This is a genomic window from Pirellulales bacterium, from assembly GCA_036499395.1.
Classification (GTDB): domain Bacteria; phylum Planctomycetota; class Planctomycetia; order Pirellulales; family JACPPG01; genus JACPPG01.
Map to the genome: position 1 here is coordinate 33,071 of DASYDW010000139.1, position 23,233 is coordinate 56,303.

Sequence of the window (23,233 nt, forward strand, 5' to 3'; positions counted from 1 at the left end):
AGGTCTAACGCCGTTTGCGGTCGTTCAGAAAACCAATTGAGCGCGCAATCCCAAGATCAGCGCTGTGCCGAAATCGCGCAGAGCCGGCACGACGACTTGAACGTCGGGCGTCAGTCGTACGGCCGGGCTCAAGTGGTAGTTGTAGAAGCATTCCACGCCTTCGCCGCTGCCGATCGGTCCGTACTGCGATGCCAAAAGCGGGCCAATAAACGAGCTCGTCGCGGCATGGTACCAGCCGACGCCGAAATCGTCGTCCGGTCGCGATCGCAGTGGGCTGCTGCCGCCAAGGCCAAAACTCAAGAACCAGGCGACGGGGCTGGTATCTTTGTCGGCGATACCAGCGCGACCGAAAGGGCCCCAGCTGCGCGATGGGTCGTTGTCGTCCACGACCAGACTTTGGTCGAAATTCCAGAACAATGACCAAGAGCCGCGCGTGGTGGGAATTGTGATATTGGGATAAGCGATGTAGGCTTCGCGCAGGTTCGAGTAATGCTGGCTGTTCCAGGTACCTCCCACGAATTGATGGCCGGGCAATCCCAACAGTTCCGTTGGCAGGCGAATGTTTGCCGATAGCAGCATCCCGTCATTAAACAACTGGCTGAAGCCGCTGGAGTTTGTCGTATCGCTCGCGTTAAGCACCGTGATCATTGCCAATGCCTCGCCATTGCGCGTAAACGCCATACCGGCTCCGAGGGTCGAATACGGGACCGTTGCGCCGACGATGGGATTAAAGACAAACGCCATGTTCGAGAATTGGGTCTTGCCACGAGCATGGGCGAATGCATTCTTATCGCCGTCGAGCGTGTCCATTTTGCCGGCGTAGATTTCGAGCGAGTCATTAATGACCCGCGTCAGCATTACGTTCGTCAGGTAAAGTTGATCGCTGCCGAAGACCGGCAGATCAGAAAGCAGCGTCGGCGAGATGAAGCAACCGACGTTATTGACGACCTCTTGCCCATAGCGATGCTCGGCGCGAATCTTCAGATACGTATTGTCGGCGATGCCCAGCTTCTCGCCGTCGAAGTTCAGGACGTAATCGCCGTGGCCGCTGCCGAGCAGTTGCTGCGAAGATCCGCCGGTGGTATTGCCAAAAAAGAAACTGGTATTGTCGGCGTTGAAAGTAAAGCCATTGTCGGCCCAGGTTTTGCGCGCACCGAACCAGTCGCCGGTCAGTTGCGGCGAGGAATCGCGCCAGGTGACGTCGCTGTTCGGCGGGACCTCTTGCGCACACGCGCGGTCTTGCCCCGGCAGCATTACTGCCGCGTACAACAGCCAGAACCATAGCGCGACGCGCGGCTTCCTTCTACCCTGCGTTCGTGGTTGGAAACGTTGTGGCACCGGTCGCGTCGCTGAGAAATGGGCTAAGAAATAGAACCGCCAGGGCGCCGCGCTCGATTGCTATGCAATTGCCCCTGGTCCGTTCATCGGCAGTTACGTTTTTCGCCGTTGGCGAACTTTGCCGAGTGCCATATCTACGCGCGACGCCTACGGCTGGGTAAACTTTGCCGGCCGTCCACGCCTGCGGCAGCGTATTCGAGGCGATTCTGGTTCGTACGCAGGTTCGGCATGAAGTGGGATGTGGTGGTCGTGGGGGCGGGCGCGGCGGGACTGGTCGCGGCCGAGCGTGCCGCCTCGCGTGGGCTGCGCACGCTGCTCTTGGAGAAGAACCGCAAGCCCGGTGTGAAGATCCTCATCTCGGGCGGGACTCGCTGTAACCTGACTCACGCGACTGACGCGCGCGGCATCGTCACCGCCTACGGATCGCCAGGCCGTTTCCTGCATTCGGCACTCGCTAAGCTCGGCCCGCAAGATCTGGTCGCGCTGGTCGAAGCCGAGGGGGTCGCCACGAAGATCGAGCCCGATACCGGCAAGATTTTTCCCGCAAGCGATCGCGCCCTCGATGTCGCCAACGCGTTTGTCGCGAGGCTACGACGCACGGATGCCGAACTAGCATTGGGAGAAGCGCTGCTCGACGTCGAGCGCACCGAATACGGCTTTCGGCTGGATACTTCACAGCGAACGCTCGAAACAAAAACACTCGTCATCACCACAGGTGGGCAATCGTATCCCGGTTGCGGCACCACCGGTGACGGCTACCGATTTGCCACGAAGCTAGGGCACGGCCTGATCCCGCCCCGGCCGGCACTGGTGCCGGTAACGATTTCGACCTCCTGGGTGCAGGATCTGGCCGGCGTCACGATTCCTGACACCGTCTTGCGCGTGATCGAGCCGGCGAGCGACGGGACGAAGCCACGAGTTCTCGGCACGCGGCGAGGCTCGTTGTTGTTCGCCCACTTCGGCCTGACGGGACCCGTGGCCCTCGACATTAGTCGCGTGATTAGCGGGCACGAACGACCGCAGTCGCTGCGCATCGAGTGCGATTTCTTGCCAAACATTACGCCGGCCGCGCTCGACGAGCAAATTAAGTCCGCCGCGACAGACGCGGGCAAGAAGCAGATCATCTCGTTCGTGCCGGATACGGTGCCGCGCCGCCTGGCCGAAGCCGTGTTGAAAGACGCCGGCCTCGCCGCTGATAAAAAAGGAGGCGAGCTCGGCAAAGCGGACCGGGCGCTATTGGTCCGCGCGCTGAAGCAAGCCACGATCGTGGTGAACGGCACGCGCGGCTTCTTAAAGGCCGAAGTCACGGCCGGCGGCATCCCGCTCGCGGAAGTTGACTCGCGCGACATGCAAAGCAAAATCGTGCCAGGACTATACCTGGCCGGCGAAGTCCTCGACCTCGACGGCCCCATCGGCGGCTACAATTTTCAGGCCGCCTTCAGCACCGGCTGGCTGGCGGGCTTGAGTGTGTGAACAGACAAAGGGCGACAGCTCAGAATGCCCTTCTTAATTCACTTTACGATTGTCTTAATTGGCGTCTGCATCGACGTTAGTCGCGCACCCAGTAGAACCAACATTCATCTAACTTTTCCAAATGGAGCAGTGCATTTCGTCCGGTGTGATCCGTCGGAATGAGCAATGCCTGAAAACCATGCGGAGAGTATATCAGTTCGGCTATCGCATCCGGAGGAAGTGATTCAAAATAGAAGACGACACATTCGTCGCTTTGACGGACATACGTGACGCCTCTTTTTCTTAAAGAGGGGTCAACGACAAACCCTTGATTATCGGCCCGAAGCTCGGCCGTACCGGCAGCGATCGCCGCTACCGCATTTTCAAAATCGGTTCTACCCCGGCGGTAGCTACTAACCGCCGGGGGAGTTGCGCGACGATTCATCGCGTCGAACAAAGTGAACGCGGATACCAAAACAATTGCAAGGATCAGAAATATGGCTGTGGGCCTTGACCACCGCGTTTGGCCGGTTTCCCCGTCGACCATATATCTGCCTTCAACCTCATGCCAAGAACAGGGGCACAGGGCAGTCAGTTCCTGTGTATCGGGAGAACTGATTCAACAATTGTTCGGCGCGACTCTTCGCGTCGGCAGCTCTAAGCCGAACTCTATGCAATCTGGAGTTTTACGGTTGACCAAGAATTCCTACGGCGTGAAATCGTTCGTCGACTTGATACCGCTTCGGTCTTTCTGTAAACGCGCCGGTTGAGTATTGGGCGGATTACTTGGTTTCGAAGGCAACTTAACGCCGCCGGTTTACGAAAGCAACGAAACAAAGTAGCATCTCCCCTTTTTATTGCTTTTCGATGGCACAACGTGCCTCGCCACTCTTGAGACGCGTAACCGGCAATTATTAGGTGACACGTATGAATCTTTCGAAGTCAGGACAGGACTCGGCACCGCAGTCCGCCAACGTGTCGTAGTTCCAGGCCAAAAACCGAACGCCGAGCAAACCGCCGAGAGTCGTCAGGGCCTCCTCAAGGAAGACATCGTCGCTTTGCAGTGCATCGGCAATCAGTTTCGGCATGACCGGAGGATTGCTCAATGCAGAAACAGCTTCCGCAATCCTATCTACTGGAACCTCTTGGTCGTTGATCTCCGACTCAAAATAATCAGGACAAGAATTGTATTCCGCCACGACGTTACCAAGCGGGTCGATTACCCAGAGCATGAGCACATCCGAATCGTATACGGCTGCGAGCAGGGCCGAAGCAGAGCATCCGCGAGACAAAGCCCTTGCTGTCTCAATGATTGCCTCTATAGCGAATGATTCAAAGGCAGCGTCGAACACGCTTACCCAATTCTGACTGTTTGGCGACACGAAGCAATCATGGCCAGGAAACAAGGAACTTATCGCGTCAGTGACGACATGCTGAGTCGTGCCTTTTAACGATAAATTGACAACATTTGAGCCCATTGCTATCCCGTCTCCTATTCACGTAATTGGGACCGGCTGCAAGCGAAAGTGTTCACCGTCGGGCTCAATGACGCCATAGTCGAGCAAATACGCCGAAATGTCTCCGGCGTAGTCGTTGGCGAGTACGTCCATCGGATGGTCGGCCTCATTGCGCTGAAGCGGATATCCAAGAAGCCGCGCGTAATGGACGATGTTCATTCCCCAGGTGCTTGTTGAAATCCGAGTGACGTCTTCGGGCATCTCGAAGTGCGCAATAAAGCGACCCGATATCTTTTGGATGTCGGATAACCAATAAACATATCGTTCAAGCGCTGGTTGCCACCAGAACGCGCCTTGTTCATCGGGCCTGCCGGGGCGGATCGGATCGGTGCCCTGCCCCCACCCGACGCCCAAGACACCGACGGTGAACCACAATTCTTTCATGCCTTGAAGAAGCAAATTGCGGGTCAGTTCCTCCCGCTCGTCGTAGTCCATTGAATCTCGTTTAGAGGCCGTGACGAAATCTTTTAGCCTTGAGACGCAGTAAATTCTCCACTCGATTGATTTTGGCCTCAGAAACTCTTTGTCTTTTCCCAAAATCATCAAAGGAGCGGGCAATGCCTCTATCGACTCCATCTCCAGCGCAGGGAAGACGTTGTCCCACGTTCTGTCCGCGATAGCACGACTCGCAACACGTCCCCAGGCAGCACGAGTCGATTTCTGATCGCCATAAAACATCTTCGGAAAGAATACTGCAGTCATTACTCTGCCTGAAGAAGAAAGGGGACATGCTACTTTTGTCTCGTTCGCTTCTTTATCCCTTGTCCAATCTGCGGATCCCTCGCCCACCGCCCGGCTCACGGCGTGAAATCGTCCGTCGACTTCACGCTCAGCGCGAAGCCGGCCAGTAGATTGGCTGTGTGGTCGATGTCCGTCAGTGAGATCATTTCCACCGGGCTGTGCATGTAGCGGTTCGGGATGCTGACCAGGCCGGTGGCCATGCCGGCGCGGCTGACTTGCATGGCGTTGGCGTCGGTACCGGTGGCGCGGCCGCTGGCGGCCATCTGGTACGGCACCGCCCCCTTTTCCGCAACTTGTACCAGGCGATCGACCACGCGCGGGTTCATGTTCGGCCCGCGGTAGATCACCGGCCCACCGCCGAGGCGGACATCCCCTTCTTGCTTCTTGTCGACCGTCGGACAATCCGTGGCGTGCGTAACGTCGACCGCGATGCCGATCTGCGGATCGATACTGAAGCTGGCCGTTTGCGCGCCGCGCAGGCCGATCTCTTCTTGCACGGTCGAGGCGCAGTACAGGCCGATATCAAGCTTGCGCAATGTCGCGCGACGAAACGCCTCGACGACCGTCCACAGGCCCGACTTATCGTCCATGGCCGTGGCGAAGGCGCAGTCGTTGCGCATGGGGTGCAAGCCGAGTTGCATGGTGACGGGATCGCCAATGCGGACGACCTTGGCGGCCTCTTCCTTATCCTTCGCGCCGATGTCGATCCACAGGTCCTTCAGCTTCACCACTTGCTTACGCTCTTCGTCGGTCAGCAAATGGATCGCCTTGCGGGCGATGATCGCCGGGATCGGGCCGCTGGCGGTCCAGACCGTCATCGGCTGGCCGATCAGGACCTGCGGGTCCCAGCCGCCGATCGTCTGGGCGTAGATGAAACCTTCGGCGTCGATGTGCTGCACTAGCAGGCCGATCTGGTCGCAATGCCCGGCAAACATCAAACGCACCTTGGCGTCCGGATTCTTCACCGCGATGACATTGCCGTGCAGGTCGGTGGTGATCTTGTCGGCGTACTCTTTCAGGTAGTTGCGGACAATTTCTTGAACTGGCTGTTCGAAGCCCGACGGGCTGGGAGTTTCCAGGATCTTCTTGAAAAACTCGAGCGGGGCAGCGTCCATGGTGAGTCGCTCTTTCTAGTTGCTGGTTTTCCGAGGTAGGCGGGCCGTGACAAATCAAACGACGAAATACGGCCCGGCGTCCGATTATCGCGAATCATGCGTGCCCTGCAAAGTCGAACCGCGCGTTCGTACATTGGCGATCGAGTGATTCCACGGGTCGCAACCGTGGTTTCGCCAGGGGATTGAACGCCGTCCGGCGCAGCCTTAACATGACGCGCTTCAGCCTGTGCGGTCGGCGGGTGTTGAAAACTCCTCGCCGTCCGCCGGTCTTGCCGCACCGCCCACGAAGTTCGCCATCGATTCGTGCGGCCTGGGCGATCGAATTCGCACTCACGTCCACCCGATACACCTTCAATCGATCGAGAAAGAATCATGAGCGAAGTAGTCCATTTCGAACGTCGTGGCGATGTGGCGTTGATCACCATCGATTCGCCGCCGGTCAATTCGCTCAGCACGGCGGTCGTCGAAGGGCTATTCGCACGCGTGGCCGAAGCCAACGCCGACGCCGGCATCCGCGCGATGGTGATTACCGGAGCGCGCGAGAACTTCATTGCCGGCGCCGACATCACCGGCTTGCAGGCGCTGGCCGAAGGCAAAGGGAAGGTCGACTCGCAGAACATCGGCAGCCTGACCGCGAAGCTCGAAGAGCTTGAGGCCAACGCCAAGCCGGTCGTGATGGCGATCGACGGCTTTGCTCTCGGCGGCGGACTGGAAGTAGCCATGGCCGGCCAGTGGCGAGTCGGCACGACGCGTTGCCGCTGTGGACTGCCCGAGCTGACGCTGGGGATCATTCCCGGCGCTGCGGGGACGCAACGGCTGCCGCGAATCGTGGGTGTGCAAAAAGCCACGGAAATGATGCTTACTTCGGCCGAGGTGCGCGGCAAGGAAGTGCTTGAGTTGGGAATCGTGCAAGAGCTGGTCGAGCCAGACAAATTGATCGACGCGGCGATCGCGGCCGCGCGCAAGCTGGCCGACGGCCACGCCCAGCCGGTGCGTGCCTCGAAGCTGAACGACAAGATCGGCACCGTCGACCAGGCAAAGATGATCATGCAAGGGGCGACGATGCTGGGGGGGGACAAACTGCGCAACCTCGTCCATCCGCACCTGTGCATGGACGCCATCCTGACGGGCGTAACCGATGGGTACGCGGCCGGCCTGAAACGCGAGGCCGAGAATTTCGCCAAGTGCCTGGCCAGCCCCCAAGCGGCCGGCATGATTCACATCTTCTTTGCCACTCGCGCCGCGCCGAAGGTGCCGGGCGTCACGGATCAAAAGTTCGAGCCGAAGGCGATTAAGCGCGTCGCCGTGTTGGGGGGCGGCACGATGGGATCCGGCATTGCCACCTCGCTGTTGCAATCCGGCTTCGAAGTCGTGCTCAAGGAAGTAAACACCGAGTTCGTCGAAGCCGGTCGCGGTCGGATTCAGGCGAACTTGGAATCACGCGTCAAGAAAGGGAAGCTCGCCCAGGACAAGTACGAGCAGATGCTGGCCCGGCTGACTCCACAGATCGAATACGCCGGCTTCGACAAGGTCGACATGGTGATCGAAGCTGTAATCGAGAACATCGACCTGAAGCAGAGCGTATTCGTCGATCTGGAAAAGGCCGTCCGGCCCGACTGTATCCTGGCTTCGAACACCTCGACCATCGATTTGGAAGTGATCGGCGCGAAGACCAAGGCCCAGGACCGCATCTTGGGGACGCATTTCTTTTCGCCAGCGCACGTGATGCCGCTGGTCGAGGTTGTGCGCAGCAAGCAAACCAGCCCGCAGGCATTGAACTCGGCGATCAATCTAGTAAAGCAGTTGAAGAAGACGCCGGTCACGGTCGGCAACTGTGTCGGCTTCTTGGTGAATCGCATTTTCTTCCCCTATGGCCAGACGGCACTGTTGCTAGTGGACAACGGCGTCGATTTGTATCGCCTGGATAAGGCGGTTTACGACTGGGGAATGCCTATGGGTCCGTTTCGAATGTCGGACCTGGCGGGTGTCGACGTGGCGAAGTTCGCCGGCGGCATCCTGGCCAAGGCCTACAGCGAGCATAACTACGTGTCGACGCTGGTCGATTACCTGTTCGAAGCCAAACGCTTTGGCGAAAAGACTAAGGTCGGCTACTACAAATACGACGGTAAGAAGGCCCTGCCCGATCCGGAACTGGCCGGCTTCGTCGCCAAGGCACGGGCTGACGCGGGCAATCCGCCGGCGATGGAACTATCCGACAATGACATCGTCGAGCACGTGCTGTTCGGCGTCGTGAATGAGGCGTGTCGCTGCCTTGACGAGGGAATTGCAATTCGCCCCTCGGACATCGACGTTGCGTGCGTGATGGGAATGGGCTTCCCGGCCTATCGCGGCGGCATCATGAAATGGGCCGACACGCTGGGAGCGAAATACATCTACGACAAGCTGTTGGCGTGGAGCAAGAAGTACGGCCCCGTTTACGAACCGAGCGACTATTTGAAGCGCAAGGCCGAAAAGGGCGAAAGCCTGATGAAGTGATCGCGGCATGCTGCGCAACGAGCTACGACCTCCGGTCGGGACCGCGAGCAACTTCCCTTAGCTATTGCATTTCGCTACGTCGATCACGTCGAAGTCGCCATACTCCCCATGTACAACATGCCGCGACAACCAGTGCCGCGGTCGTTGGCTCGGGGACTGGGGCGGTGGCGACGATCTGTCCGGTGTAGACACCGAGCAGCGTAATCCCGTCCACATCCCCTTCCCCCACGGCAAGAATCGGGATGTTGATCACGTACTGGCCGCCGACGACGGTCAGGGTACCACCCGATGCTTGATTGGTGACTGGAAAAGTGATGTCGGCACTGCCGACGACGGGAGTCCCCAACAAGTTCAGATTGTAGGCAATGCTTCCGGTCAGAAACTGCATGGCGAGTTGTGTCGAATCGAACGAATCCCCCGTTAGCGGCAACGACGAACTCGTGACGTCGCCGACCAGTTGACGCACGGCCCCCGCGCCTCCGCCGATTCCTGGGATGTCGATCGTCAGGCCGTATTGTGCCGGAGCCGAACCTGACGTTCCGTCGGCTAAAGGGCTTTGAGGTTCGGGCTGCAAGGCGAACTGCCCATTTCCCGACGCGAAGAATTGAATCGACGTCGGCGATATGTCGACTTGCGCCGTGCCGAACAGGGTGGTCGTATCGCTCCCCGGTGATTGTGCCGTCGAAATTGGCGTGCCATCGGTCAATTCAATGGCCAACGAGATTTGGCTCTGTGTACTGTCAATCGTAAAGGTCACCGGACTAGCACTAACCGGAAATGCAGCGAAAACGGTGACGAGGGCCAGCAACGCCACGGGAAAGCGATACGCCATTAAGAAGAAACTCCAAAAACGATCCGAGGCAGGTCCAAACACGAAAGCGACTGTTTCCAGACTAGACAGAAATAACAATCGCGATCAGTATTCCGGGAGCGTCCGAGAGCGCAAAAGCCGCGACGAAGGTCGCCGAACGCGCTGCAAAAATCGATCGCATGGCCATCCCTTCATGCGTCAAACGGGCGAAATGGACCGCTTATTGTACCGGCCGTGAAGCGGCACATGTCCCGCAGGCACCCGAAAAGCGTCTCGTTGCGGCATGTACGACGGTCAAACGCAGTGCCTCAACTGAATGAATCTACGTCATGGCTAGCTCAGTGCTCTGCTTCGGCGATATAATCGACTGCTGGTCAGCCTATGAGCTGTTTGGCTCGTTCAGGGCGGCCGATCGTGATTTTTGAGCGGTGGAGTTCGGCCATGCCAGTGCAGATGGAATTGTCGCGGATCATCATCAGCGAGATCAACGACCAACAGGTGATCTACCTGAAGGAAGTTGACGGCGATCGCTCGTTTCCGATTCTGATCGGCATCTTCGAGGCCACGAGCATCGACCGCCGCGTGAAAGGACACGGTTCGCCGCGACCATTGACCCATGATCTGCTGGTGCGTGTGGCCGAGCACTTAGGAGCCGAATTCCAAAGCGTGGTGATCAGCGAGCTAAAGGATCACACCTATTACGCCAAGCTGCAAATCAAGCACGAAGGCGAAACGATCGAAGTTGACGCCCGCCCGTCGGACGCCATCGCCGTGGCCGTGACCTGCGATCCACCGCTGCCGATCTACGTCTCGGAAGAAGTGCTGAACGATGTGCTGGGGAATTAGTATCAAGTAGTCGGTAGCTGGTAGTCAGTTAAGCCATGACGCTCAATTGCTTTCAGCTACCAGCAACTGAGTACCGACTACCTTCCCTCACACACGCGCGTCGGCGAAGGCCTGCTTCAGGCATTCCATTCCTTTTTGGCCGGCGGCGCCGTCGACGACCACGTTCACGCGCACTTCGCTGGTGTTGATCATCTCGATATTGATACCGGCCGCGGCGAGCGAACGAAACATGCGGATCGCGACGTCAGTATGGCTGCGCATGCCAATGCCTGAAACCGAGAGTTTCGCCACGCGAGGCGAACTGGTTACCGGTCCGCAGCCGAGTTTCGCGGCAGCCTCTTTGCTAACTTGGATCGCTTTATCGAGATGCGATTGAGGAACCGTGAAGCTCAGGTTCGCATGGCCGGCGCGCCCCAGGCTTTGCACGATCATGTCGACGAAAATCGAACCGGCGGCGATCCGCTCGAACACTTCGGCGGCCAAGCCCGGCTGGTCGGGCAAGCCGCTGATCGTGACCCGGGCTTGCGTCTCGTCGAGCTGGATATCGTCGATCGTCAGATCTTCCATCCCGTGCAACCGGTCGACGATTTTTCCCTTCAGCTTCGCCACGATATCGTTGGCCGTGTGGCTGCGAGCGGGTTCGCTACCCGCGCCGTTTTCGTCCAGGGCCTTCGGCGCCTTGTCCAGCTCGAACACGCGATGCACGGCGCGCAAGGCCGTGGCCGCCTGATCGCGGCTGACCAGGGCCGAGATCTTGATTTCGCTGGTCGTGATCATCAGCATGTTGACCTTCGCATCGGCCAGGGCGCGGAACATTTGTTGTGCGACGCCGGTCTGCGTGGCCATGCCGACGCCGACGACCGAAATCTTCGACACGCTGTCGTCCTGGCTGAAGCCTTCGGCCCCTAGTTCCGCGGCCACCTGTTCGACTGCCTTCAGCGTCGTCGGCAATTCGTCCTTCGGCACCGTGAACGAAATATCGGCCTTGGCTCCGGCTCCGACGTTCTGCACGATCATATCGACCGAGATATTCTTCGCCGCGATCTTCGAGAACAGCGACAGGCTGGTGCCCGGCTTATCGGGAACGCCCAACAACGTAACTCGGGCTTCGTTCTTTACGAGTGTGGCACCGCTGACAGCTTGACCTTCGGCCTCGGGACGCTCGGTGATCATCGAGCCGGGCTGATCGCTGAAGCTGCTGCGGACGTGAATCGGCACCGAAAACTTCTTGGCGAACTCGATCGAACGGCTGTGCATGACGCCGGCCCCCAGGCTGGCCAATTCGAGCATCTCGTCGTAGCTGACTTGCCGCATGCGGCGCGCCTCGGGCAAGAGCCGCGGATCGGTCGTGTAAACACCGTCGACGTCGGTATAAATCTCGCACGAGTCGGCGGCCAGAACCGCCGCCAGGGCCACGGCCGTTGTATCACTGCCGCCACGCCCCAGGGTCGTGATATTGCCGTGCTCATCGATTCCCTGAAAGCCGGCGGCGATCACGATCTTGCCGGCATCGAGCGCCTCGCGCATGCGATCGGTCGAAATCGAATGAATGCGCGCCTTGGTGTGCGTGTTGTCGGTGCGAATGCCGATCTGCGCGCCGGTGAAGCTGATCGCCTGGCAGCCGAGTGATTCGATAGCCATCGCCATCAGCGCCACGCTCACCTGCTCGCCCGTCGACAGCAGCATGTCCATTTCGCGCGCCGGAGGATGGTCTGTGATCTCGTGGGCCAGATCGACCAAGATGTCCGTATTGTGCCCCATGGCGCTAACGACCATCACGACTTGATTACCGTCGGCCTGCGCGCGAACCGCCTTGCGGGCCGCGGCCAAGATCTTCTGACTGTCAGCGACGCTGGTGCCGCCGAATTTCTGAACGATAAGTGGCATGATGCCTCGATGCGTTGACGAACGATGTTCGCTTATTCAATCGCTCCGCTAGTGGAGCAGCGAAAGATTTTGTTGATTAATGTTTTCGTTGGGGGCGGACTTTATAGGGTGCTCTCTGAGCACCGTCTTAATCAATGGCTGTCACTGTCCAACTAATGCCTATTTGCCTTCTAAGAAATATCGCATCAGCTTCCAGCCGGGATCGAACGAGAGAGCTGAGTTCGCGGCCGATGTTTCGCCGTAAGTATTCAAGCCGTCGGCGGACACGCCGCTACCGGCGATCGTCCAAGGCACGGCGCCGTGGCTGTGCGTCTTGGTGCGGACCGGCGTGGGATGATCGGGCGTAACCAGGATGCGATAATCGCCCTGAGCCTTAAGCGCCGCGTGCAGCGGGCCAACGATGTGCTGATCGATTTCTTCCAGGGCTTTGATCTTTTCTTCGGCCCGACCTTCGTGCGAGGCTTCGTCCGTGGCTTCGACGTGGACGCAAATGATATCGGTCGCCGGAATCGCCTCGATCGCGTACCGCCCCTTGGCGGCGTAATCGGTGTCGAGATACCCGGTAGCGCCCGGCACTTCGATTCTTTTCCAGCCCACCAGTGCCGCCAGGCCCCGCAATAGATCAACGGCCGTGATCATCGTGCCACTATGACCGTACACCTCGGCAAACGGCCGCAGGGCCGGCATACGGCCTTGGCCCCACAGCCAAATATTCGTGGCCGGCAGCTTGCCTGCCTTCCGCCGGGCGACATTCACCGGATGCTCGGCGAACAGCGCCACGCTGTCGTGCATTAATTGATTCAGCACGTCGCTCCCTGGCCCGCGCGGATAATCATCCAGCACGCTTTTGTCGGTCAGGTCGTGCGGCGGCGTGGCCCGGGTGTCATTGCCAAACGGCGCCGGCCGGCCCGCACCGCGATAGACGAGCAAGTTGCGATAACTGACACCCGGAAAAAACGTCAGCCGATCGTTGCCGAGCTTCTCCTGCGCGGTCGTTAGCAGGGCCGTCGCTTCTTCGGTGGAAATATGGCCGGCCGTGAAATCGCGCATCGACTGGTTTTCGACCGTCACCAGATTGCAGCGGATCGCCCAATCCTCGCTCCCCAGCGGAATGTCTTGTGCCGCAGCTTCAAGCGGCGCTCGACCGGTGAAGTATTCGAGCGGGTCGTAGCCAAACAGGCTGAGGTTCGCCACGTCCGAGCCGGGGGGCAGCGACGCCGGCACATGGCTGGCCCGGCCGACGACGCCAGCCTTGGCAATCGCGTCCATGTGCGGCACCTGCGCCGCCTCGAGCGGCGTGCGCCCGCCCAACGATTCCTGAGGTTCGTCCGCACAACCATCCGGTATCACGATCGCATATTTCATTGTCTAATCCCTGACTCGCATCCGCACACTTCCCGGCCTGACGGCGGGCAGGCGGTCGATTTCTTCCTTAGCAATCCGCGTGGCCCCTTCGCTGGCGTGGTGGGTCATGATCACTAGCGGCACCACGTCGCGTTCGGACTCGGTCGCTTCGTGTTGAATCACCGACGCGATGGAAATGCCCTGTCGGCCCAGCACGCCGGTAATCTCGGACATGACGCCAGGCCGATCGGCGACCTGAAAGCGCATGTAGAATCGTCCGCTCGTACGATCGTGCTCGCGCGGAGCGACCAGCGCTTCCCGTTGCGACCAAAGTTCGAGTGTACGGAACGTAATCGCGGTGCGGCCGACCACGGTATCGATTAGATCGGCGACCACGGCCGAGGCGGTCGGCATTTGCCCGGCCCCCAGACCATGAAAGAAAACCCGACCGACCGCGTCCCCGACGACCGAAATTGCGTTATAAGCGCTGCGGACTTCGGCCAGCGGAGTGCCGCCGCGCACCAGCGTCGGCGAAACGTGCAGTTCCAGATCGCCATTAATCAGTTCGGCCACGGCCAGCAGCTTGATGCGGTAGCCCAATTCCTTGGCGTACATCATGTCGGCGAAGTCGAGCGTGTCGATCCCTTGCCGGGGAATGTCGCGCCAATGGACACGAGCGCCGAAAGCCAGATGAGCCAGGATCGCGAGCTTCTGGGCCGTATCCGTACCGTCGACGTCCATCGTCGGGTCGGCCTCGGCATAGCCGCGCCGCTGGGCCGCTTCGAGCGCTTCGCCGTACGAGATCCCCTGCTCTTCCATTTGCGTCAGCACGAAATTGCTGGTGCCGTTCAGAATAGCGTTGAGCGACAAGATCTGATTCGCGGACAGGCACTGGCTGATGGCGGCGATGATCGGAATACCACCGGCTACCGAAGCCTCGAAGGCGATCGAGCGTCCCAGTTCGCGCGCCCGGTCGAAGAGTTCCGGCCCATGCTCCGCCAATAGAGCCTTGTTGGCCGTGACGACGTCTTTGCCGCTCTCCAAGAGCGCGAGCATGATCGTTCGTGCCGGCTCGAGCCCTCCCAGCAGATGCGCCACGGCCACGATCTCGGGATCGTCGGTGATCCGTTTCAGGTCGGCCGACAGAAGGCCGGTGGGCAGTTCGCAATCGCGCGGCTTAGTGACGTCGCGCACCACGACCTGCTCCAGCCACAGCGCACGTCCGGCATGTCGGGCCGTGCGGTCGCCGTAATCGAGCAGCAGCTTCGCCACGCCCGACCCGACGGTCCCCAAACCGACAATGGCAACTTTAGTTTTCTCCATCGGCGAGGCACAAAACCAAGGGGGGTGGCGCTGCGTGGTAAACCCCGGCCTGACGGAAAATCGTCGGCCGAGGAGTCAAAACGTGGACGAATCGCGAGGGCAAAATCCGGCCCTGACATTCCCTGGCTGCCCCCGAAGGACACCCCCGGAACGGTCAGGGGAATCCACAATCGTAGGTTGCGCGGATAACGCTCGTCAAGGCAGGGAAAAGTCCGGTGGTGGGTGATCAGTATGTGCGGGCGGCTGGTGCATCGCCGAATGTGGGTGGGCTAATGCGCCGAAGCCTGGAAATGCCGAATTGTGGCTTCGGGAAAGGAACGCTCAAACCGCATTAAATCATGATCATCGTAGTAAATCGTAGTAATACGGCAGCTCGATCGCTCCAACTGCTTCATCTCCAAGCCAGCGGCGGACCATCGATATTTGAGCAAGGTCGGGACGCCTCCGGTTGAGAGTAAGTGGCCCCGTCGTGATACTATGTAGCCCCCGCCACAATTCTGAAGGTATGACGGTCCCGCCGTCCTCGCACACGGCGCTGAGCATCGCCCTCCGCTCGTGGATGTACTTCAGCTCCCAACCAAGCCATAAAGCGATCAGTGTCACCGCCACGAACATCGTCCGCATCGAGACGCGGAACCAGCGGCGGCGGCTGGACGGATTCGCGGCCATGGATGCATTCTAACTGGCTGAGCCCCAGATTGGTCGGTATCGCCGAACTGTGAATTTCCGAAGGACAGCGGGAAATAGAAGAAAAGAAGACCTACCAGGTCAACACGATGCATCTGCGACCTTGAGGATTTTGGAGCACGCGCGGAGCCAAACAGCGCGCGCTTTTTGGGTAGGCAATTGAAGTCGAGAACCAGTCGCGACGACGCCGCAATAGCCACGAGCGATGCGGCCAGCATGAGTCAGACGACGTACCAGGCAGCGCAAGCGGTGCGACGCGCCTACCGCAGCGGCAATATGCTCTGCTGCGGTGCGGCCGGTGGTGCAGTGGCTCCAGGAACAACCGTAGGCGGAGCAACCGGTGGCAAGGCCGGCGGCGGACTGGCACCGAACGGCAGTGCCCCAGAGGGCGAGGCGGGCGCGGTGTGCGGGGGCGGCGGAGGGAGATTGCTCAGCGCTGGCATCGCGCTGCCGGCAGGCGGCGCCGAAGCCGCATTCACGGCGGCCACGTAGCGACGCAATAGATCGTGCGTTTCGTGAAACTCAGGCCGGTCGGCCAGGACGCGATACTGCGGATCGGTGGTGATGCGGTCATAACGAATCAGCGCCGCATCCAGCTCAGCGGCCGAGGCCGGCTGATTGGCCATGGTCGGCACCGGTAGCGCCAGATACCTTTTCCAAGTGTCATCGACCAAAGGATCAAGCCGACGCGAAGATTCGACGACGGCCTGTCGCAATTGCTCAGCCGGCGGGGCTGCAGCCACGGGTGTCGGCACGAAATTGACCGCCGGAACTGTCGTGGCGGCGACCGGGGGAGGACCGGCCGTGTCGCGAGTGACCATTTCGACCAATTGCTGCGCTTGGGGCGGAACGAACGTGCCGTTGGCGTAATAGGCGGCCACCGCGCGATTGTCGACCTTCAGCACCGAGCCGTCCAAGGCAACACCGGCGAACAGCCCGCGGCTACGCGAATAGGAATAGATTTCGGCATTGAGTTTAATATCAGTTCCGGCCGTGGCCTGGCGCCCCACTGGACCGGCGGCGACTGCCGCGTCGGCTCCGAGCGTGAACTCGCTGCCGGTGAGCATCGCTTCTACGCCTTTTCGATTCTTGAATACCAGTACCACGTCCGTCGACTGCAGCCCGAGTTGCCAACCGACGCTACCGCCGGTAAAGGTTACGAACAGCGGCGCGCGCCAGGCTCCATTGGGATCTCGCACCAGCAACACGCCGCGGCCAAATCGACCGGCGATGATGAATCCCCCCTTTACGACATTGGGGATGATGGCAACCGCCTGGGCGTCGGCCAGCATCGATTGCGGAATCGATTGAGCACGGAACTGCGTGAAGCCTTGCAACACGTCGATGGACGCTGCCACGGTTTGCGTTTCGACCCCTTGGCCGCGCGCCGACGAGGATGACAGAACGAATGCGCAAACGGTCGCAGCACAGGCTAATGCGAGTTGTCGCCGTTTCATCGGGTTGCCTCCCTTGGGTCGCGGTGAGTTGGGTATCGTGCCAGCGAAGCGGGCGAAGTCCGCCAGCCTTGCAGCCGAGGAATGCTCGCGGGGATGCAAACCTTAGACCAGAACGGAAAATCGGTCCAGGTCGATTTGCGACTTCAGGCAAGACAGGCAGCGGCGGTTGTTTCATAGCGCCCCGAGCGACGTTACATTAGCTGTCAGCGTCGTGCAACTGTGCCGAAGCAAAAGGGGGACGTCGCCATGATCGAACTGGAACATCGTGGTGCGGTGAGCGTGCTGCACATGATGCGCGGGCGGGGAAACGCCTTCGACGTTACTTTCCTGTCGGCCCTGATTGATGCATTAACGTTGCTTGAGCGCAGCGACAATCGGGCCGTGGTGATCACAGGCCAGGGGCGAGTCTTCGGCGCCGGCGTGGATCTGCCCGCCCTGGTATCGGGCGGCCCCGACTATGTGCGTGAATTCATTCCTCTGCTGACCGAGGGCTTTGAGCGGTTGGTCAAGTTCCCCAAACCACTGATCGCGGCGACCAACGGCCATGCGATTGCCGGCGGCGCGATCGTGATGCTGGCTTGCGATTTTCGCTTGTTGGCCCGCGGCACGGCACGTATCGGTCTGACCGAGGTGTTGGTCGGCGTACAGTTCCCGGCCTGGGCGCTCGAGATTGCGCGATTCGCTACGCCGCCGCAACATTTTCCCGAGATGATCCTCACCGGGCGCACCTGGCCGCCGGAGCAGGCGCTAGCGCGCGGCATGGTCGACGAATTGGTCGAGCCGGAGCATTTACTCTCGCGCGCTTGTGAGATTGGCGAGGAACTGGCTGCGATTCCATCGGCCACGTATGCCGCGACGAAGTTGGCGGTACGCCGACCGATGATCGAAATGGCCGAGCGGCTGGCCGCGAGCGAAGATGCCGCGATCATCGAACGCTGGTGCTCGCCCGAGGTTCTGGCCAGCGTCAGTGAGTTCGCGTCTCGCGCCATCAAGCGCAAGGAGTAGGCGCCCCTGCCCTGCCCTTTCGGATACACGGTTGCCAGCATAGCACGGGAATTTTTTCGCATCGGATCCGCATTGGAACGCCTGATTAGGAGCTCTTGATTATGCAACGCTCACGCATCGCTTGGGGAATGATTGTTACGCTCGCGCTTGCGCAATCGGCTTTGGGCTTTGAAGGGACCGACGGGTATTTCACGTCGTCAGATGGGCTGAAGATCCACTATTTAGAAGCCGGCCATGCCACCGCGACGGGTAATCCCGTGGTATTGATTCATGGCTACACCGGCAATGCCGAAGGAAACTGGTTCACCAATGGCGTGGCCAAAGCGCTCGCGAAAAATCATTGGGTGGTCGCCATCGATTGCCGCGGCCACGGCAAAAGCGAGAAGCCGCACGATCCGGAGAAATACGCCATCGCCATGCCGCGCGACGTGATTGAATTGATGGAGCACTTGAAGATCTCGAAGGCGCACATCCACGGATATTCGATGGGAGGTATGATCACGGGACAACTACTGGCTGCGCATCCCGAGCGGTTCATTACCGCATCATTCGGCGGGTCGGGAGTGCCCGAAGTTGATCCCGAGTGGAGGGCCAAGGTGCCAGCCGATAAGCCTGGGCCCGACCCGCAAGAGGCCGAAGCCCGTGAAAAGCTGTCGCACCATCCCGAACGCGACGAAGAGGCGCTCGTCGCAGCGAGGGTCGTCTTTAAACCGGAAAACCGCGGCACGATCGATCTGACCAAAGTGACGGTACCCGTCCTGGCGATCAATGGCGAATTCGACGGACCGAACGCCAAGACCGCGCGCATGCAGCGCGAGCTAAAGAACTTCAAGTCGGTCGTGCTGCCCGGCAAATCGCATCTGACCGCGATCATGGCAGGCTACATCCCGCAGGAATACATCGACGAGCTGGCGGCGTTCATCAACGCGAATGACACGAAGTAGCATTCCTCGGAAGATTACGTTGAGGGGGCCTTGATGTCTAAGTCGGCGACCGACAATCTGCGACGCATCGTGGCAATCGGTGCGTGTGGCGGGCTCTTTTTTTTCACCTCGGCAAGGGCCGAGGATGCGGTTCTCCCGCCGGCCGCTACTACGTTCAAGCCTGTGCCTCCGCTAAGCAACAGTGCCTTGACGCCGCGACTGACGGACTCGCTGGGCGATCCGCTGCCCACCGGTGCCCGGATGCGATTGGGGACGGTGCGGTTTCGGCCCCCGTCGGGCGTCCAGGAAATCGCTGTCTCTCCCGATGGCAAAACCGTCGTCACGCTCGGCGACCATCTCATTATTTGGGATGCTCCCACTGGAAAGGAACGCTTCCGCAGTAACGAGTTACCAATTCGATCTCAGGCCGCTTCGTATGGATGCCGTGCTCTCTGCTTCTCCGCTGACGGGCAGCATTTCTACACGCCCGGAGTTCTCGATGATCTGATGCTGTGGGATCTCGATGGTCGGTCTCAGCAAATTCCGATTCCCCTGGCGAAAGACGATCCAATACGAGGACAGCCGGGGATCATCGCTCGGCAATGCCGAGCGATCGACGTCGTCGGCAACGGCGAATTGCTCGCGCAAGGGACGAGTCGTGGCGTGACGGTCCTTGGGCGCGATCATAACGTGCTCTTTGAGATCGCCAACGCGGCCCAGGGGAACTTGCGTGACAAAGCCAAGGTCAAAGGATATGCCGGAAAGCTCAATTCCGACCGCATGGCATTCGGCGGAGATTTCAGCTTCGTTCGCTTTTCACCGGACGGCAAGTTACTGGCTGTCGTGCTTAGCCAAAAACCAGATGAGTTGCGCCTGCTCGAGGCGCCGACCGGAAAGGAACTGCGCCGGATTCCGTTCGAGCACTGGATGGTGCGCCTGGATTTCTCGCCCGATAGCCTGCACCTCGTCACGACCGAGCGGGACAGTTCTGCGCGGCTCTACGATGTCGAGTCGGGCAGGTGCAGTTGGTCTCACATCGTAAAGCTCGACAATCCGAATGAAAACTACACGTCGGCCGTGGCCTTCAGTCCGGATGGCAAGATCGCTGCCGTATGCGCCACAGACGAATTGATTCATCTGCTCGATGCGTCAACAGGCGAGGAAGTAGGCGTCTTGAAGGGGCACGCCTGGTATCCCTGGACGCTTTCGTTCACGGCCGACAGCAAAATGTTGTATTCGTCGGGCTGGGATCCCGCGATTCGCCGCTGGGACGTTGCGGCTCGCCTGCAACTGCCACCGCCGACGGGCGTTCGCGGCACTGAGGTGGTGACCATTTCGCCGGATGGAAAGATGCTGGCCTACGAAGAGACCGGCGGGATCGTTCACCTGGTCAGAGCCGAGGACGGCAGCGAGTTTCGAACGCTCGCGGACGACGGCTGCCGTTTCTCACAGCTGCGATTCTCTCACGACAGCCGGTTGCTGGCTGCCGGGGGTTCGATCGGCGGTGACGTGCGCGTGGTGATCTTCGAAGCTGCCACGGGGGCAGTTAAGCATCGCTTCAGCTGGCCGAAGGGGGGCGACCCGCACTCCACAATCGAATCCCTGGAATTCACACCCAACGGGGATCGATTGGCCGCCGCCGTTTTTCGGCAGAGCGCCGCGTATGTGTGGGACCTGAAAACCGGCGAGCAATTTGCAAAGCTAGCTCACAACGACGTGTACGGGCTGTCGTTCAGCTCGGAGGGAAAGACACTGGCCACGGCCGGCTGGGATCGGATCGTACGACTGTGGGAGATGGAAACGGGCGTTGAGTTACGTCGTTTGGCAGTCGAAGACCGCGACGGGAATCAAAAGCGCGACGTCCGCATGTACGCAGTCTGCTATTCGCCAGCCGGGGACGTCTTGGCCACGGCACATATGGATCACAGCGTACGATTGTGGAGCGTCAAAGACCTATCGCTACGCGGCACGCTAAACGTTGGTGATGGCTTTACGTTCGGCGCCATGAGTTTTTCACCGGATGGCCTGTGGTTGGTAACGGGCGGGAGGAGTGGGAAGGTCACGCTGTGGGACGTTCTGGAAGCACGAGTGCTAGGCGGAGTAGGCCAACATGAGAGTTACGTCTACACCGTCTCCTTTGGTAACGACGCGCGCACGATCGTTAGTGGTGGCGCGGATGGCGTGGGTTACGTCTGGGACTTGCGTCGCTTTAGCAATCGTGACATGCAGGACCTTACATCTCTTTGGGGCGATTTTTTAAGCGAGGATAGTCAATCCGTGTTTTACGCCGCTTGCGACTTGTCCAGTCATCCGGAGATCGCAGTCAGATTGTTACGCGAGAAATTGCGCCCTGTCAGGTTTTTGATTGACGAACGGCGCGATGCGCCAGCGCCAGGAGTCGAGGCAGCACAGGTTCGGCGCCTGAAGAAGATATTGGTTGAGAAACCCGATTCGGACACGATTCGCGGTATTTCGGCGCGGCGGGCGCTTGCGATACTATCGCGGCTTGGTACTGCCGATGCCCAGGCTTTGCTCGAGGAATTGGCACGGCGCGACCCCACAAGCGATCTCGGGATGCTTGCCACCGCCGCGTTAAAAGTCGCTGTCCCGGTGAAATGAATGCGTTCCGCTCGCTTGGAATCGAATACTCCGCACGTTGGTTACCAAATCGGATTTCGCACTTCAATTAGAGCGAATCGATCCCTTTGTTTATGATGTTCATCAAGAGACGCAAAACATTTCGTGCGTGATGCATTGACGCATTTCGGAGGTTCGTGGTGCCCGGTTTGCAATTCGGCTGCCCTTTTTGCGGGGCGGTCTCCGAGGTCGACGCCAGCCAGGCGGGGCAAGAGACGGTCTGCCCGGCTTGCGAAAACGTGTTGCTGGTGCCCGTGGCAGAAGACGCGCCGGCTGTGGGCGTAGAAATTGTATCGGTCGAAGAGTTGAAGCGCTCGCTCCCGTCGAGCAAACCGAAAGCCGCCAAAACAAAACTGTGGCAGAAGGCCCCCAATACGGGCTCCTCGGATGGTGGATCGACGTCGGTCGAAGCCGACTTGCCACAACCGATCGCGCCCAAACCTAAATCCGATCCGATGGCCGCGCCGCGCCGACACAGTAACATTGACGTCGTCGACTTGTCGCTGGAAGGTAACGCGCCGGCAGCGGATGACAGCTTCAGCGAGCGGGCCGATCGGATCGTCCGCGGCCAACGGCGGCAACGCCGCGCGATTTCCAACGCCGTGATGCTCGTCGGCTCGATCATGATCCTGATCGGAGCACTGGCCGGCCTGATGTGGCTGTCAGGGCGATAAGCGAGTTGCTTGCCGGAGCGCAACGAAAGGCAAGCTTATAGCTCGCGGCCGATCTGAAATATCTCGGGTGCGTCGAGTACGCGATCGTTCGACGCGAAGAGCGCTTTGACGGCCGCCTTGTGAATCTTCATCTTCGTGCCGCCGACGCCGATGGCGCCGTAGTAGGTAACGCCAGCACGCTCGACCGCTTTGTCCATGACCTTGACGCCCGAGATGCCCAGCGGCGGAACGGCATTGAGGTCAATGGCCACTTTCAGGTTTGCCGCGCGATCGACCGCGGCCTGCGGCAATAGTTCGATGCCAGCGGCGCCGGCCGCCACGACCAACGTCACACCGCCTAGCGCGGTATGCAAATCCGCCGCCGCGCTAACGCCCGCAGCCGAGATCTTTTGCGATCCGGTTTTCTCTCGGACGCGCGCTGCAACCTCTTCGGCTCGATCGAGGCGACGCGACGCGACGCGGACAGTCGCCCCTTCCTGGGCCAACAGCCAGGCGACACGCTGCCCAACCGGACCCGTGGCAGCCAACACGAGTGCCTGGGTCGACGCCAGGTCAAGATGCTTCGCCGCGGCCAACACCGCGGCCGCGGCCGTCGTATTGGCCCCGCCCGAGTCCATCATCACCGACGTGCGCAGCGGCCCAATAAACGAAGCCACGATCGCAGCCAGTACCTGCTCGCCCCGGGCGACATCCGAGCCGCCGACGAACAAGGCCGTGTGCTTTAAATCCTCGGGCCCGCGTGTGAAGATCGCACCATGCACACGGTCGCGGACGTTCTCAGGAGTTATCGCCTGGTGTCGCAGCAGGTGATCCGCCCCGGCATCGATCGCCACGACCGCGTCAAAGACGCTCGGTTGATCGTCTGTGTCGAGCTGGACGAGGATCTTCGGTTTGCTCATCGAAAATCGCACCGAGGTACGATGACCGCGTAAGAGAATTGCTCAGCTACGAATTGGGCGAACGGACAAATGAAGCGAACG

At 59.9% G+C, this 23,233-nt stretch carries 18 protein-coding genes; 7 read left to right on the plus strand and 11 right to left on the minus strand.

What is annotated here, in order from left to right; translation table 11 throughout:
* Window positions 1-24: 24 nt before the first annotated feature.
* Window positions 25-1,338: a carbohydrate porin gene (locus VGN12_29570; GenBank protein HEY4313638.1), complete on the minus strand. Its 1,314-nt coding sequence runs from the start codon at window positions 1,336-1,338 to the stop codon at window positions 25-27.
* A 228-nt stretch (window positions 1,339-1,566) separates the two neighbouring features.
* Here VGN12_29570 and VGN12_29575 point away from each other — a divergent pair, with 228 nt between their 5' ends.
* Complete coding sequence (locus VGN12_29575; protein HEY4313639.1) at window positions 1,567-2,811, plus strand: NAD(P)/FAD-dependent oxidoreductase; 1,245 nt, start codon at window positions 1,567-1,569, stop codon at window positions 2,809-2,811.
* Between the two features lie 76 nt (window positions 2,812-2,887).
* Here the strand turns inward: VGN12_29575 and VGN12_29580 are convergent, their stop codons facing one another.
* The 4 genes from VGN12_29580 to VGN12_29595 form a co-directional block, all read right to left on the minus strand.
* On the minus strand, window positions 2,888-3,337 hold the full coding sequence (locus VGN12_29580; GenBank protein HEY4313640.1) for a hypothetical protein: 450 nt from the start codon (window positions 3,335-3,337) through the stop codon (window positions 2,888-2,890).
* Window positions 3,338-3,704: 367 nt separating this feature from the next.
* Window positions 3,705-4,268 (minus strand): hypothetical protein, encoded by a 564-nt coding sequence (locus VGN12_29585; GenBank protein ID HEY4313641.1) that lies wholly within the window; start codon window positions 4,266-4,268, stop codon window positions 3,705-3,707.
* 18 nt (window positions 4,269-4,286) lie between these two features.
* Window positions 4,287-5,009, minus strand: coding sequence for a hypothetical protein (locus tag VGN12_29590; protein ID HEY4313642.1), 723 nt, complete (start codon window positions 5,007-5,009; stop codon window positions 4,287-4,289).
* Between the two features lie 95 nt (window positions 5,010-5,104).
* A complete protein-coding gene (locus VGN12_29595; protein ID HEY4313643.1) occupies window positions 5,105-6,163 on the minus strand; it encodes a M42 family metallopeptidase in 1,059 nt (352 codons plus the stop codon).
* A 372-nt stretch (window positions 6,164-6,535) separates the two neighbouring features.
* On the opposite strand from VGN12_29595, the gene VGN12_29600 reads away from it, so the two are divergent.
* On the plus strand, window positions 6,536-8,659 hold the full coding sequence (locus VGN12_29600) for a 3-hydroxyacyl-CoA dehydrogenase NAD-binding domain-containing protein (protein ID HEY4313644.1): 2,124 nt from the start codon (window positions 6,536-6,538) through the stop codon (window positions 8,657-8,659).
* A gap of 61 nt (window positions 8,660-8,720) precedes the next feature.
* Here the strand turns inward: VGN12_29600 and VGN12_29605 are convergent, their stop codons facing one another.
* Window positions 8,721-9,491, minus strand: coding sequence for a PEP-CTERM sorting domain-containing protein (locus VGN12_29605; protein ID HEY4313645.1), 771 nt, complete (start codon window positions 9,489-9,491; stop codon window positions 8,721-8,723).
* A gap of 420 nt (window positions 9,492-9,911) precedes the next feature.
* On the opposite strand from VGN12_29605, the gene VGN12_29610 reads away from it, so the two are divergent.
* A complete protein-coding gene (locus VGN12_29610; GenBank protein HEY4313646.1) occupies window positions 9,912-10,316 on the plus strand; it encodes a bifunctional nuclease family protein in 405 nt (134 codons plus the stop codon).
* An 87-nt stretch (window positions 10,317-10,403) separates the two neighbouring features.
* Here VGN12_29610 and VGN12_29615 read toward each other — a convergent pair whose 3' ends face one another.
* The 4 genes from VGN12_29615 to VGN12_29630 form a co-directional block, all read right to left on the minus strand.
* Entirely contained in the window at window positions 10,404-12,203 is a 1,800-nt protein-coding gene (locus VGN12_29615; GenBank protein HEY4313647.1) for an aspartate kinase, read from the minus strand.
* A 159-nt stretch (window positions 12,204-12,362) separates the two neighbouring features.
* On the minus strand, window positions 12,363-13,568 hold the full coding sequence (locus tag VGN12_29620) for a cofactor-independent phosphoglycerate mutase (GenBank protein HEY4313648.1): 1,206 nt from the start codon (window positions 13,566-13,568) through the stop codon (window positions 12,363-12,365).
* A gap of 3 nt (window positions 13,569-13,571) precedes the next feature.
* Complete coding sequence (locus VGN12_29625) at window positions 13,572-14,870, minus strand: homoserine dehydrogenase (protein ID HEY4313649.1); 1,299 nt, start codon at window positions 14,868-14,870, stop codon at window positions 13,572-13,574.
* Window positions 14,871-15,817: 947 nt separating this feature from the next.
* Window positions 15,818-17,014, minus strand: coding sequence for a lipid-binding SYLF domain-containing protein (locus VGN12_29630; protein ID HEY4313650.1), 1,197 nt, complete (start codon window positions 17,012-17,014; stop codon window positions 15,818-15,820).
* A gap of 246 nt (window positions 17,015-17,260) precedes the next feature.
* On the opposite strand from VGN12_29630, the gene VGN12_29635 reads away from it, so the two are divergent.
* The 4 genes from VGN12_29635 to VGN12_29650 all read left to right on the plus strand — a co-directional run bounded on the left by VGN12_29635 (window position 17,261) and on the right by VGN12_29650 (window position 22,253).
* A complete protein-coding gene (locus VGN12_29635; protein ID HEY4313651.1) occupies window positions 17,261-18,019 on the plus strand; it encodes an enoyl-CoA hydratase/isomerase family protein in 759 nt (252 codons plus the stop codon).
* A 101-nt stretch (window positions 18,020-18,120) separates the two neighbouring features.
* Window positions 18,121-18,963, plus strand: a complete 843-nt coding sequence (locus tag VGN12_29640) for an alpha/beta hydrolase (protein HEY4313652.1) — start codon at window positions 18,121-18,123, stop codon at window positions 18,961-18,963.
* 33 nt (window positions 18,964-18,996) lie between these two features.
* Complete coding sequence (locus VGN12_29645; protein HEY4313653.1) at window positions 18,997-21,561, plus strand: WD40 repeat domain-containing protein; 2,565 nt, start codon at window positions 18,997-18,999, stop codon at window positions 21,559-21,561.
* 158 nt (window positions 21,562-21,719) lie between these two features.
* Complete coding sequence (locus VGN12_29650) at window positions 21,720-22,253, plus strand: TFIIB-type zinc ribbon-containing protein (protein ID HEY4313654.1); 534 nt, start codon at window positions 21,720-21,722, stop codon at window positions 22,251-22,253.
* A gap of 35 nt (window positions 22,254-22,288) precedes the next feature.
* Here the strand turns inward: VGN12_29650 and VGN12_29655 are convergent, their stop codons facing one another.
* The gene (locus VGN12_29655) at window positions 22,289-23,152 is read right to left on the minus strand and encodes a methylene-tetrahydromethanopterin dehydrogenase N-terminal domain-containing protein (protein ID HEY4313655.1); all 864 of its coding nucleotides are present in this window, start codon (window positions 23,150-23,152) and stop codon (window positions 22,289-22,291) included.
* Between the last annotated feature and the right edge of the window lie 81 nt (window positions 23,153-23,233).